At 71.8% G+C, this 12,980-nt stretch carries 11 protein-coding genes and 1 pseudogene; 7 read left to right on the top strand and 5 right to left on the bottom strand.

Features of this window, described 5'->3' with window-relative positions; genetic code table 11:
- The first annotated feature begins 17 nt into the window (after positions 1–17).
- The 5 genes and pseudogenes from ABEE00_RS27560 (at position 18) to cimA (ending at position 5,384) form a co-directional block, all read left to right on the top strand.
- Positions 18–1,058, top strand: coding sequence for a 3-isopropylmalate dehydrogenase (locus tag ABEE00_RS27560; RefSeq protein ID WP_345748402.1), 1,041 nt, complete (start codon positions 18–20; stop codon positions 1,056–1,058).
- Positions 1,059–1,281: 223 nt separating this feature from the next.
- On the top strand, positions 1,282–2,379 hold the full coding sequence (locus ABEE00_RS27555; RefSeq protein ID WP_345748401.1) for a branched-chain amino acid aminotransferase: 1,098 nt from the start codon (positions 1,282–1,284) through the stop codon (positions 2,377–2,379).
- 101 nt (positions 2,380–2,480) lie between these two features.
- A pseudogene (locus ABEE00_RS27550) lies at positions 2,481–3,271 on the top strand (helix-turn-helix domain-containing protein).
- Positions 3,268–3,468, top strand: a complete 201-nt coding sequence (locus ABEE00_RS27545; protein ID WP_345748399.1) for a DUF397 domain-containing protein — start codon at positions 3,268–3,270, stop codon at positions 3,466–3,468. Before ABEE00_RS27550 ends, ABEE00_RS27545 begins: the two are co-directional and overlap by 4 nt.
- Before the next feature lie 323 nt (positions 3,469–3,791).
- On the top strand, positions 3,792–5,384 hold the full coding sequence (gene cimA, locus ABEE00_RS27540; RefSeq protein WP_345748398.1) for a citramalate synthase: 1,593 nt from the start codon (positions 3,792–3,794) through the stop codon (positions 5,382–5,384).
- A 79-nt stretch (positions 5,385–5,463) separates the two neighbouring features.
- Here the strand turns inward: cimA and ABEE00_RS27535 are convergent, their stop codons facing one another.
- Positions 5,464–6,078, bottom strand: coding sequence for a TetR/AcrR family transcriptional regulator (locus ABEE00_RS27535; protein ID WP_345748397.1), 615 nt, complete (start codon positions 6,076–6,078; stop codon positions 5,464–5,466).
- A 69-nt stretch (positions 6,079–6,147) separates the two neighbouring features.
- Complete coding sequence (locus tag ABEE00_RS27530; RefSeq protein WP_345748396.1) at positions 6,148–7,110, bottom strand: LLM class F420-dependent oxidoreductase; 963 nt, start codon at positions 7,108–7,110, stop codon at positions 6,148–6,150.
- 150 nt (positions 7,111–7,260) lie between these two features.
- On the opposite strand from ABEE00_RS27530, the gene ABEE00_RS27525 reads away from it, so the two are divergent.
- A complete protein-coding gene (locus tag ABEE00_RS27525; RefSeq protein ID WP_345748395.1) occupies positions 7,261–7,497 on the top strand; it encodes a hypothetical protein in 237 nt (78 codons plus the stop codon).
- A 109-nt stretch (positions 7,498–7,606) separates the two neighbouring features.
- Here ABEE00_RS27525 and ABEE00_RS27520 read toward each other — a convergent pair whose 3' ends face one another.
- The 3 genes from ABEE00_RS27520 to ureA all read right to left on the bottom strand — a co-directional run bounded on the left by ABEE00_RS27520 (position 7,607) and on the right by ureA (position 11,228).
- On the bottom strand, positions 7,607–8,647 hold the full coding sequence (locus ABEE00_RS27520; protein WP_345748394.1) for an agmatine deiminase family protein: 1,041 nt from the start codon (positions 8,645–8,647) through the stop codon (positions 7,607–7,609).
- Between the two features lie 101 nt (positions 8,648–8,748).
- Positions 8,749–10,479 (bottom strand): urease subunit alpha, encoded by a 1,731-nt coding sequence (locus ABEE00_RS27515; RefSeq protein ID WP_345748393.1) that lies wholly within the window; start codon positions 10,477–10,479, stop codon positions 8,749–8,751.
- A complete protein-coding gene (ureA, locus tag ABEE00_RS27510; RefSeq protein WP_345748392.1) occupies positions 10,476–11,228 on the bottom strand; it encodes an urease subunit gamma in 753 nt (250 codons plus the stop codon). The genes ABEE00_RS27515 and ureA overlap by 4 nt, the downstream gene beginning before the upstream one ends.
- Positions 11,229–11,422: 194 nt before the next feature.
- On the opposite strand from ureA, the gene ABEE00_RS27505 reads away from it, so the two are divergent.
- Complete coding sequence (locus ABEE00_RS27505; protein ID WP_345748391.1) at positions 11,423–12,862, top strand: cytosine permease; 1,440 nt, start codon at positions 11,423–11,425, stop codon at positions 12,860–12,862.
- Positions 12,863–12,980 lie beyond the last annotated feature (118 nt).

Here is a 12,980-nt window from a genome sequence, read left to right as displayed (position 1 = left end):
GGAGTAGTGTCCACGGCATGTCTCGCAGCATCAGCCTCGCAGTGATCCCCGGTGACGGAATCGGCCCGGAAGTCGTGTCCCAGGGACTCAAGGTCCTGTCCGCGGTGCTGCCGCAGGACGTGAAGCTGGAGACCACGCACTACGACCTCGGCGCGAAGCGCTGGCACGCGACGGGGGAGACCCTCACCGACGCCGAGCTGGAGCAGCTCAAGGAGCACAACGCGATCCTGCTGGGCGCCATCGGCGACCCGGGCGTGCCCTCCGGGGTGCTGGAGCGCGGCCTGCTGCTGAAGCTCCGCTTCGCCTTCGACCACTTCGTGAACCTGCGCCCCTCCAAGCTGTTCCCCAACACGGAGACGCCGCTGGAGGGCCGCCCGGACATCGACTTCGTGGTCGTCCGCGAGGGCACCGAGGGCCCGTACGTGGGCAACGGCGGCTCGATCCGCACCGGTACCCCGCACGAGGTCGCCAACGAGGTCAGCGTGAACACCGCGTACGGCGTCGAGCGGGTCGTCCGTGACGCCTTCGAGCGCGCGAACAACCGGCCCCGCAAGAAGCTGACCCTCGTCCACAAGAACAACGTGCTGGTGCACGCCGGCCACCTGTGGAAGAACCTCTTCGACAAGGTCGGCGCGGAGTACCCCGAGGTCACCACCGACTACCTGCACGTGGACGCGGCGACCATCTTCATGGTCACCGACCCGGAGCGGTTCGACGTGATCGTCACCGACAACCTCTTCGGCGACATCCTCACCGACCTCGCCGCCGCCGTCACCGGCGGCATCGGCCTGGCCGCGTCGGGGAACATCAACCCGACCCGCGAGTTCCCGTCCATGTTCGAGCCGGTGCACGGCTCGGCCCCGGACATCGCGGGCAGCGGCAAGGCCGACCCCACCGCGACGGTGCTCTCCACCGCGCTCCTGCTGCGGCACCTCGGGTACGAGGCCGAGGCGGGCCGCATCGAGGAGGCCGTCTCGGCGGACCTCGCCGAGCGTGCGGGCACGACCCGCAGCACCGACGAGATCGGCGACGCCATCGCCGTACGAGTATCCGGCTAGGCCCGGACACTCGCTGATCCCTCAGCGGCCGGGCCCCGTGCCCGGCCGCTGTGCTGTGCGGCGGCCGGGTGCGACCATCGAACCCAGGACCGCCCGCCCCGGCGCAGCCTCCCGCGCGCGATAATCGAACGTGGGACCGCGATATGAGGCAACGCTCGGACGTCCACGTACTGCGGGCACGGGAGCGCGGTCCGACATCACACTCAGCGGAGGACGCGCTCACATGACCGGAATCGACTTCGACCTCAAGCCCTCGGCCCAGCCGCTGCCCGCGGCGGAGCGCGAGGCGGTGCTGGCCAGCCCGGGCTTCGGCCGCCACTTCACCGACCACATGGTCACGATCAAGTGGACCGAGGGCCGCGGGTGGCACGACGCGCAGCTCCAGCCGTACGCGCCGCTGCAGATCGACCCGGCCAACATGACGCTGCACTACGCCCAGTCGATCTTCGAGGGGCTCAAGGCGTACCGGCAGCCGGACGGCTCGGTCGCGGTCTTCCGCCCGGACGCCAACGCCCGCCGCTTCCAGAACAGCGCCCGCCGCCTCGCGATGCCCGAGCTGCCCGTCGAGACCTTCATCGAGGCCTGCGACCTGCTGGTCGCGCAGGACAAGGAGTGGGTGCCCGGCGTCGGCGAGGAGTCCCTCTACCTGCGCCCCTTCATGTTCGCGACCGAGGTCGGCCTCGGCGTGAAGCCCGCCAACGAGTACACCTTCATGGTCATCGCGTCCCCCGCCGGCCCGTACTTCTCCGGCGGCATCAAGCCGGTCTCGGTCTGGCTGTCCGAGGAGTACGTGCGCGCCGCGCCGGGCGGCACGGGCGAGGCCAAGTGCGCCGGCAACTACGCCGCCTCCCTCGTCGCGCAGAAGGAGGCCGCCGCGCAGGGCTGCGACCAGGTGGTCTGGCTGGACGCGAACGAGCGCCGCTGGATCGAGGAGATGGGCGGCATGAACCTGTACTTCGTGTACGGGTCGGGCTCCGGGGCCCGCATCGTGACCCCCGAGCTGACCGGCACCCTGCTCCCCGGCATCACCCGCGACTCCCTCCTGCGCATCGCCTCCGACCTGGGCTACGAGACCGCCGAGGCCCGCATCTCCACCGAGGACTGGCGCCAGGGCAACGCCGACGGCACCCTCACCGAGGTCTTCGCCTGCGGCACGGCGGCAGTGATCACCCCGGTCGGCGACGTGAAGTCGGCCCGCGGCGCGTGGAAGGTCGGCGACGGAGAGCCGGGCCCGATCACGATGCAACTCCGCGAGGCGCTGCTGAACGTCCAGACGGGCCGCGCGGAGGACGTCCACGGCTGGATGCACAGGCTGGCCTGAGCGGACAGACTGTTGTACGGGGCGCGGGCATGGGGCCCGCGCCCCGGGTGTGACACCCGCACGCCGTCACCCGGCGTCCTCCGGCGGTCTAGCCTCGGCCCGTGCCCAAGGAACTCGACCCCACGGCGAGCGTGGCCGCGCTGCTCGGCTGCAAGGTGCGCAGGCTCCGCGAGGCGGCGGGACTGACGCAGGGGGAGCTGGGCAGAAAGGCGTACACCTCGCACGCCCGCATCGCCCAGGTCGAACTGGCCACCGTGCCGCCAGGCAAGGACCTGACCCAGCGCCTGGAAGCAGCGCTGGGAGTGACGGATGTGCTGATGGAGCTTTGGCGGCTCATCAGCAGGTCGCCGTACATGGAATGGGCGCAGCGCTTCATGGTGCTGCAGCAAGAGGCCCTTTCGATCCAGGAGTTCGGGCAGGTGATTCCCGGCCTGGTCCAAACCGAGCCTTACGCGCGGCACTTGATGGCCGCCGGCCGGGTGTTCGCCGATGGGGCCTTGGACGAAGTGGTGGCGGCCCGCATGGACCGCCAGGAGGTGCTGTCCCGCGAGCAGCCCCCGTGGTTCTCCGTGATCGTCGACGAATCGGTGCTGTACAAGGTCGTCGGCTCCGCCGAGGTCATGGGGGAACAGCTCGTGCGCCTCTTGGACTTGGGGGAGAGGCCGCGCTGCGAGGTCCAGGTGCTCACGTTCGACTGCACGGAACTGGCCGTGCTGTCCGGAGGGGGGAGCGCATCGCGTACACCGAAGGTATTCACTCCGGGGAGATGTTCGAGGAACCTGACAGAGTGACGCGGTACGCCGTGCTCTACTCGCGACTGCAAGGCAAGGCGTTGTCCCCGCACGCGTCCGCGACGCTGATCCGCAAGGTGTTGAAGGAGGGATACTCGTGAACCGCACTCTGCAGTGGCGCAAATCCAGCTACAGCGCGTCCTCGGACAACAGCTGTGTCGAGGTCGCCGACGGCCTCCCCGGCGTACTCCCCGTCCGGGACAGTAAGCGGTCTGCGGGGCCCGAGGTCGTCTTCGGGGCGGATGCGTGGGGTGCGTTCATCGGCGGAGTCAAGGGCGGGCGATTGCGTACGCGGTGACGCAAAAGCCCCACCTGTCGTGAAGCTCACATCCGCATCGTGAGACGGGCGTCACGGGGTGTGCCCCCCGTGTGGAAGACTCCAGCCGTGCCCTCGTACGCCACCATTATTGGCCGCAGGCGCGCCGGTCCGCAGTGACCGTCTGCCGCAGACCCAGGCGGCGAACGGAAACCGTGTCCCAGACCCGCGCGCAGACCTCTCGCACCCGCGAGGGGTTTTTTCGTTTTCTGGCCCCACCACGGCCGGGGGCGAGGCGGCGCGGGAAGATGGGGGCAAGTGGAGCGATTCCTTCCGGAACCACTGACCCAGGAGAGCCACCAGACATGAGCAGTAGCGACGCCTTCCACGTCTTCGACACCACGCTGCGCGACGGCGCCCAGCGTGAGGGCATCAACCTCTCCGTAGCGGACAAGCTCACCATCGCCCGCCACCTCGACGACTACGGCGTCGGCTACATCGAGGGCGGCTGGCCGGGGGCGAACCCGCGGGACACCGAGTTCTTCGAGCGCGCCCCCAAGGAGATCGACTTCAAGCACGCGCGGCTCGTCGCCTTCGGCTCCACCCGCAGGGCGGGCGTACCGGCGCAGACCGACCCGCAGGTGCGGGCCCTGCTCGACTCCGGCGCCCCCGTCGTGACGCTGGTGGCGAAGTCGCACGACGAGCACGTCGAGAAGGCCCTGCGCACCACGCTGGACGAGAACCTGGCGATGGTGCGGGACACCGTCGCCTTCCTGCGCGAGCAGGGCCGCAGGGTCTTCGTCGACTGCGAGCACTTCTTCGACGGCTACCAGGCGAATCCGGCCTACGCGAAGCGCGTGGTGAGCGCCGCGCACGAGGCGGGCGCCGAGGTCGTGATCCTCTGCGACACCAACGGCGGCATGCTCCCCGCGCAGGTGCAGGCCGTGGTCCGCACCGTGATCGCGGACACCGGTGCGCGGCTCGGCATCCACGCCCAGGACGACACCGGCTGCGCGGTCGCCAACACCCTCGCCGCCGTGGACGCGGGCGCGACCCACGTGCAGTGCACCGCGAACGGGTACGGCGAGCGGGTCGGCAACGCCAACCTCTTCCCCGTGGTGGCCGCGCTGGAGCTGAAGTACGGCAAGAACGTGCTGCCCGAGGGCGCGCTCCGCGAGACCACCCGCATCTCGCACGCCATCGCCGAGGTCGTGAACCTGACGCCGTCCACGCACCAGCCGTACGTCGGCACCTCGGCCTTCGCGCACAAGGCCGGCCTGCACGCGTCCGCGATCAAGGTGGACCCCGACCTCTACCAGCACATCGACCCCGAGCTGGTCGGCAACACCATGCGGATGCTGGTGTCCGACATGGCGGGCCGCGCCACCGTCGAGCTCAAGGGCAAGGAGCTCGGCTACGACCTGGCCGGGGACCGCGAGCTGGTCGGCCGGATCGTCGAGCGGGTCAAGGAGCAGGAGCTCAAGGGCTACACGTACGAGGCCGCCGACGCCTCCTTCGAGCTCCTGCTGCGGGACGAGGTGCAGCGCGGCGCGCGGCGGTTCTTCGAGGTGGAGTCGTGGCGGACCATCGTCGAGCAGCGCCCCGACGGCGAGCAGGCCAACGAGGCCACCGTGAAGATGTGGGCCAAGGGCGAGCGCCTGGTCACGACGGGGGAGGGCAACGGCCCCGTGCACGCGCTGGACCGCGCGCTGCGCGCCGGGCTCGAGCGCATCTACCCCGAGCTCGCCAAGCTCTCCCTCGTGGACTACAAGGTCCGCATCCTGGAGGGCGCCCACGGCACCCAGTCCACGACCCGGGTCCTGGTGTCCATGAGCGACGGCTCGGCCGAGTGGTCCACCGTCGGCGTCGCGGACAACGTCATCGCCGCGTCCTGGCACGCGCTGGACGACGGCTACACGTACGGCCTGCTCCGCGCGGGTGTGAACCCGCCCGAGTAACGCCGGACGACGGCCGCCCCCGGCCGCGTACGACGACGGCCGCCCACGGACCGGCGCCCCGGCCCCGTACGGGAGGAAGTCAGCGGGACATCAGGGTCTCGTCGAAGAACTCCCGTACGTGGCCGTCCACCTCGGCCCTGCCGGTGCCGGGCAGCCCCACCACCAGGTGGGTGCCGAAGCCGTCGAGCAGGGCCCGCACCCGGGTCGCGTACGCGTCGGCGTCCACCGCGCGGAACTCGCCCCGCGTCGCGCCCTCCACCAGCAGCGCCACCAGGTCGCGGTGCCAGGCGAGCTCCAACTCCAGCTGGCGGGCGCGCACTTCGTCGTCGGCGGTGACCGACCTGTTCCACACCTCCAGCCACAGCGCCCAGGCCGGGTCGCGGTGGCCCTCGGGGAGGTAGAGGTCGACGAAGGTGTCCAGGCGTTCCCGCGCCGGCACCCGGCGGGCCAGCGCGGCGCGGCGGTCGGCGCCGAGCTGCTCCTCGCTCCACTGGAGGGTCTGGAGCAGCAGCTCGTCCTTGCTCTTGAAGTAGTAGAGGAGATGGCCGCTGCTCATCCCGACGCGGCGGCCGAGCCCGGCCATCGTCAGCCGCTCCAGGCCGTGTTCCGCGATCGTCTCCATCGCGGTGGCCAGCAGCCGCTCGCGCGGCTGCGCCGACCGGCGCGGTCGCCCTCCCCCGGTGCGTGCCGGCACTGCCTGCTCGCCTCCTCCGTCGTCGCAGGCCAGCAGGATATCCGTAAGGCGGGCACCGACGGGCGCCGGTTACAGCTCGCGCAGCGCCGGCAGCAGCTTCCGCTCCGCCCACTCGAAGAACGGCCGCTGGTGCGCGCCGCCGATCTGCACGAGCGCCACCTCGGTGAAGCCCGCGTCCGCGAACGGGCGGATCTTCTCGACGAATTCGCCCACGTCGTCGCCGCACGGAATGGTCCCGGTCACGTCCTCCTCGCGTACGAAGGAGGTGGCGCCGGCGAAGGCCGGGGGCGCCGGCAGCTCCGACATCACGCGCCAGCCCAGCCCGAACCAGCGGAACTGATCGTGCGCCCTGGCCACCGCCGCGTCCCTGTCGGGGTCGTAGCAGACCGGGATCTGGCCCATCCGCGCGCCGGTGCCGCCGTGCCGCCGGTACGCCTCGACCAGCTCGGACTTGGGCTCGGTGGCGATCAGCACATCGCCCTTCTCGGCGGCCAGCGCGCAGGACCGCTCGCCCGAGGTGGCGATCCCGATGGGCGGCGCCTGCTCCGGCGGGTCCCAGAGCTTGGCCGCCTCGACCTCGTAGTGGTCGCCGTGGTGGGTGACGTAGCCGCCCTTCCACAGCGCGCGGATGATGTCGACGGCCTCGCCGAGCATGTCCTGGCGCACGGCCGAGGTGGGCCAGTCGCCGCCCACCACATGCTCGTTGAGCTTCTCGCCGGAGCCGAGGCCGAGCCGGAACCTGCCCTCGGACAGGAGCTGGAGCGTCGCCGCCTTCTGCGCCACCACCGCCGGGTGGTAGCGGAAGGTCGGGCAGGTCACGTACGTCATCAGCGGGATGCGCTCGGTGGCCTGCGCGGCGGCGCCGAGCACGGACCAGGCGTACGGGGAGTGGCCCTGGCTCTCCAGCCAGGGGAAGTAGTGGTCGGAGGTCACCGAGAAGTCGAAGCCGGCGCGCTCGGCGCCGACGACGTCGTCCACGAGCTGCCGGGGTCCGGCCTGCTCGGTCATCATCGTGTATCCCCAGAGAGTCATATGTCCCGGATTGCCCGTAGACCCGGGCGAATAACACGGGTGTTCCCGTAGGGGCTGGGCCGTCCGGGTGGACCGCACAGTAAATATGATTTCTCGCTCCGTGATGTGGCTAGAGAGTGCTTGGGCACAAACCTCGACTAAGGAGAGTAAATGCGTATTCGCACCACACTCGCCGCCGCCGCTCTGGCCACCACGGCCGTCCTCGGTGGCGCCGCCACCGCCATCGCGAACGAGCCGGGCGGGGGCAGCTTCCACGACGGGAGCGGCATCAACGGCTCGGACATCGTGACCGGTGACACCAGCAACACCGACCAGGGCCCGGCCTTCGGCAGCCCCTCGGGCAACTACCAGGACGGCGGCTTCGACCACGCCGGCTTCGACGGCTGACGCTCCACTACGGAAGCGCAGCGCCGAAGCGCGGAAGCGTAGAAGCGCGGCAGCCCCCCGCACGGCCTTCCGGCCGGTCGGGGGGCTGCTGGCCGTACGGGCCCGGCGCTCAGCCGTCCGTACGCGGCTGCTGCTGCGTGATGCAGTGGATCCCGCCGCCGGCCGCGAAGATCGTGCGGGCGTCGACCAGGGTGACCGTCCGCTCGGGGAACAGGCGCCGGAAGACGCCCGCGTTGTGCTCGTCCATCGGGTCGTCGAAGGCGCAGAGCACGACGCCGCGATTGCACAGGTAGTGGTTGACGTAGGAGTAGTCGACGGGCTCGCCGTCCACCTCGGTCACGGTCGGCGCGGGCAGCTCGACGACCTCCAGGGGGCGGCCCCGCGCGTCGGTGGAGGCGCGCAGGATCTCCACGTTGGTGCGGGAGAGCGCGTGGTCGGGGTGCGCGGGGTCGGGCTGCACATGGGCGACGACCACGCCGGGGCGGGCGAACGCGGCGACCAGGTCCACGTGCCCGCGGGTGCCGAAGGTGCCGTTGTCGGCGGTCAGGCCGCGCGGGAGCCAGATCGCCTTGCTGGTGCCGAGGTGCGCGTGGATCTCCGCCTCGACCTCTGCGCGGGTCCAGCCGGGGTTGCGCTCGGGCCCGAGCTGCACGGTGTCGGTCAGCAGCACCGTGCCCTCTCCGTCGACGTGGATGCCGCCGCCCTCGTTGACCAGGTGCGAGGCGTACGTACGGGCGCCGGCGGCATCGGCGACGTACGCGCCGGCCTTGGCGTCCAGGTCCCAGCGGGCCCACTCCTGGGCGCCCCAGCCGTTGAAGGTCCAGTCGGCGGCGGCGAGGCGGCCGCCCCGGCCGGTGAGGAAGGTCGGGCCGATGTCCCGCATCCACGCGTCGTTCAGCGGCTGCTCCACCACGTCGATGTCCGCGCCCAGCAGCTCGCGGGCCGCGGCGGCCTCGGTGGGCGGGGCGACCACGGTGACCGGTTCGAAGCGGCGTACCGCGCGGGCCACCCTGGCCCAGGCGTGCTGGGCGTCGCGCAGGGACTCGGCGCAGTCGAAGGTGGGGTTGGGCGAAGGCCACGCCATCCAGGTCCGCTCGTGCGGCGCCCACTCGGGCGGCATGCGGAACCCGTCCTGGGCGGGTGTGCTCATGGTGTGCGGCTCCTCGGGAGTCGTGGAGGTGTGCGGACCCCTGCGGGTCGCGGGCTGCGCTGGATTCACAGGCCGTGCTGGCTTCGCGGGCCGTGCTGGATTCAAAGGAAGTACAGGCGGTTCAGGGACACGGAGTCCGCGGGGGAGGAGCGGAGCGGGTCGCCGTCGAGGGTGACCAGGCCGGTGCGCTCGTCCACGTCCACCGCGCCGATGCGGGAGTTGTGCACCAGGTCGGCCGGGCCGATGCCGCGGGTGCCGCGCACCGCCACGCGGCGGCGCCTGGTGGGCATCGAGTCGCCGCCCTGCTCGGCGGCGGCCGCCGCGGTGAAGGCGACCGAGAGCTCGGCCGGAGCCGCGCCGTGTGCGCCGAACTGGGGCCCGTACACCAGCGGCTGGCTCGTGTCGGTCGCCGCGTTCGGGTCGCCGGTGACGCCCCAGGCGGGGAAGCCGGACTTGAGGACGAGCTGCGGCTTGGCGCCGAAGGAGGCCGGGTCCCACAGGACGAGGTCGGCCATCTTGCCGACCTCGATGGAGCCCACCTCGTGCGAGAGGCCGTGCGCGATGGCCGGGTTGAGGGTCAGCTTGGCGATGTAGCGCAGCACCCGCGCGTTGTCGTCGCCGTCACCGTCGCCCTCCACGGGGCCGGTCTCGGCCTTGAGCTTGGCCGCCATCTGGAAGGTGCGGCGCACGGTCTCTCCCGCGCGGCCCATGCCCTGCGCGTCGGACGAGGTGATGCCGATCGCGCCCAGGTCGTGCAGCACGTCCTCGGCGCCCATCGTGCCCTCGCGGATGCGGTCGCGGGCCATCGCGGCGTCGCCCGGCAGGTCCGGCTTGAGGTCGTGGACCGAGACGATCATCCCGTAGTGCTCGGCGACCGCGTCGCGCCCGAAGGGCAGCGTGGGGTTGGTGGAGGAGCCGATGACGTTGGGGACGCCCGCCATCTTGAGGACGTTCGGCACATGACCGCCGCCGCAGCCCTCGATGTGGAAGGCGTGGATGGTGCGCCCGTCCAGCACCGAGAGTGTGTCCTCCACCGCCAGGCACTCGTTCAGCCCGTCGCTGTGCAGCGCGACCTGTACGTCGTGCTCCTCGGCCACCCGCAGCGCCGTGTCCAGGGCGCGGGAGTGCGCGCCCATGTCCTCGTGCACCTTGAAGCCGCATGCCCCTCCCTCGGCCAGGGCCTCCACCAGCGGCGCCGGGTGCGAGGACGAACCGCGGCCCAGGAAGCCGATGTTGACCGGCCACGCGTCGAAGGCGCCGAAGGCGTGGCCCAGCGCCCAGGGCGAGTTGACGCCCACGCCCCAGACCGGGCCGAACTCCTGGCCGATGACCGTCGTCGTCCCGGAGGACAGCGAGGCCTCCATGATCCGGGGAGAGAGCAGGTGCACGTGGGTGTCGATGGCGCCCGCGGTGCAGATCATGCCCTCGCCGGACACGATCGACGTGCCGGTGCCGACGACCACGTCCACGCCGTCCAGGGTGTCCGGGTTCCCCGCGCGGCCGATCGCGTGGATGCGGCCCTCGCGGATGCCGACCGAGGTCTTGCGGATGCCCTGCGCCGCATCGATCACCAGCACGTTGCTGATCACGACGTCGCAGGTCTCGCGCACGGAGGCGGCCTTCAGGTGCAGTCCGTCGCGCGCGGTCTTGCCGAATCCGGCCAGGAACTCCTCGCCCTCGCGCTGCGCGTCCGACTCCACGCGCACGACAAGACCGGTGTCGCCCAGCCGCACCCGGTCGCCGGTGCGCGGGCCGTGCACCTTCGCGTACTCGGCCGCGTCGGCGGGCGCGCTCGTGTCCTTCTCGCGGTGTGCTCCGTGCGGCGTCCTCATGGCTGCGCTCCCTCGACTCCTCCGGTCCCGCCGTGGGGGCCCTGCTCGTCGCGTGCTCCCGTGCCTCCTCGTACGCCGAGATAGCCGCAGGCCGCGGCCCTCCGCAGCGCCTCGTCCCGCGCGCCCGGCGCGTCCAGCGGGCCGTCGACCAGGCCCGCGAAGCCGATCGCGACGCGGTCGCCGCCGATGGGCACCACCCGCACCTCGCGCTCGCCGCCCGGGTCGAAGCGCACCGAGGATCCTGCGGGGATCTCCAGCCGCATGCCGTACGCGGCAGCGCGGTCGAAGTCCAGCCGCGGGTTGGCCTCGAAGAAGTGGAAGTGCGAGGTGACGCTGACCGGCACGGCCGCGGTGTTGCGCACGTGCAGGGCGACCGCGTCCGTACGGGGTCCGGGCCCCGGCCCGGTGCGCGGCAGCACGGCGCCGGGCGCTTCCGCATCCGGTGACGAGGCGATCGGCGACTCCACCACCGCCAGCCGCGAACCGTCCTCGAAGACCGCCTCCACCTGCACCTCCGTGACCACCTCGGCCACACCCGGCAGCACGTCGTCGGGGCCCAGCACGGACCGCGCCGCCGCCACGGCCTCAGCGAGCCGCAGCCCGTCCCTGGCCGCCTCGCAGACCGTGTCGGCGATCAGCGCCGTGGCCTCGGGGACGTTGAGACGCAGCCCGCGCGCCCTCCTGGCCCGGGCCAGCTCGGCCGTGCCGAAGATCAGCAGCCGGTCGCGCTCGGTCGGGGTCAGCCGCATTCCGCTCCACCCGCCTTCCTGTACGTGTCCGCCCCATGCTTTAGAACGCTGCTCAAAGAGTCAAGCACGGTCAAGGAAAGAGCGCGAAGTATTGACCCGCCAGCGCGACTGGTTCACATTGAGCGCTGCTCTAAGAACGTCAGGGCTCGCGACCGGGTACAGGCCCGCGGCCCCAGCACAAGGGAGTGCAGCGCATGCACACAGAGCAACACGGCGTCGACACCATCCCCGAGAAGGAGCGCACCGGCAGGCCCCGCGATGTGGTGACCTTCCTGCTCGGCTCCAACCTCGCGCTCGGCGTGATCATCTTCGGCTGGCTGCCGGTCTCCTTCGGGCTCGGCTTCTGGGCCTCGGCCAGCTCACTGGTGCTCGGCACCCTGATCGGCACCGTGCTGGTCGCGCCGCTCGCGCTGGTCTCGCTGCGCACCGGCACCAACCTCTCCACCAGCAGCGGAGCGCAGTTCGGCGTGCGCGGGCGGCTGCTCGGCTCGGTGATCGGGCTGCTGCTCTCGCTCGGCTACACCGCGCTGACCCTGTGGGTCGGCGGCGACGCCATGGTCGCCTCGGCCGCACGCCTGCTCGGCATGCCGGGCCTGATCCGCTCCGGCACCGGCTACGCGCTCGCGTACGCGGTGCTCGCCGCGGCCACCGCGCTCGGCGCCGTGTACGGATACCGGCTGCTGCTCAAGCTGTCCAAGGTGCTGACGGTCGGCATGAGCGCGCTGCTCCTCGTCGGACTCCTCGCGTACGCGCCGCACTTCACCACCGCCCCGCTGCACGGCACCCCGTACCTGCTCGGAAGCTTCTGGCCGACCTGGCTGCTGTCCGTCGTCGCGGCCGGGCTCAGCGGGCCGATGGCCTTCATCACCCTGCTCGGCGACTACACGCGGTACGTCTCCCCGGTGCGGCACACCTCGCGCCGCGTCCACCTGGCCACGTGCGTGGGCCTGGTCTGCGGGCTCCTGGTGCCGCAGCTCTTCGGCACCTTCACCGCGTACGCCGCGCACGCGAGCACCGACTACGCGGGGCCGCTGGTCGCCGGGGCGCCCTTCTGGTTCCTCGGGCCGCTCTTCCTCGCGGCCTCGGCCGGATCCGTGGGCAACGCGGGGCTGATGCTCTACTCCATGGGCCTCGACCTGGACGCGATCGTGCCGAACACGACGCGGACCAGGGCCACCTGGGCGGTGGGCGGGGTGTCCACGGCGCTGGTCTTCTGCGGCCACTTCATCTGGGACGCGCAGGACGCCATGACCTCCTTCGTGCTGCTGCTCACCGCCGTGGGCACGCCGTGGGCGGTCATCGTGCTGATCGGCCACGCACGCTGCCGCGGCCGGTACGACGCCGACGCGCTCCAGGTGCTGAACCGCCGCTCGCACGGTGGGAGGTACTGGTACCGCGCCGGCTGGAACCCGCGCGCCGCCGGCGCCTGGGCCCTCGGCTCGGCCGTGGGACTGCTGGCCGTGGACACGCCGCTCTACTCAGGGCCGCTGGTGGACACCTTCGGCGGCCTCGACTTCAGCTTCCTGCTCTCCGCCGCCGTGACCGCCGCGCTGTACGTGCTGATCGCCCCGCCGAAGGGGCCGGGGCCGGATACCGTATGGGACGAGAAAGCGGTTGCTGAACCGGTGAGCTGAGCATTGCCGGGGGGGGGGGGGGGGCGGCGCCCCGGCGAGACAACCGGGCACCCACAAGAGGGCCACGCCACATGGAGAGGGGGGCCCCCCGTGCCCCACCGGCCCCGCCCCGCCGTCC

The organism is Streptomyces odontomachicola, from assembly GCF_039605595.1.
Taxonomy (GTDB): domain Bacteria; phylum Actinomycetota; class Actinomycetes; order Streptomycetales; family Streptomycetaceae; genus Streptomyces.
This window is presented reverse-complemented; position numbering and strand designations above follow the sequence as displayed.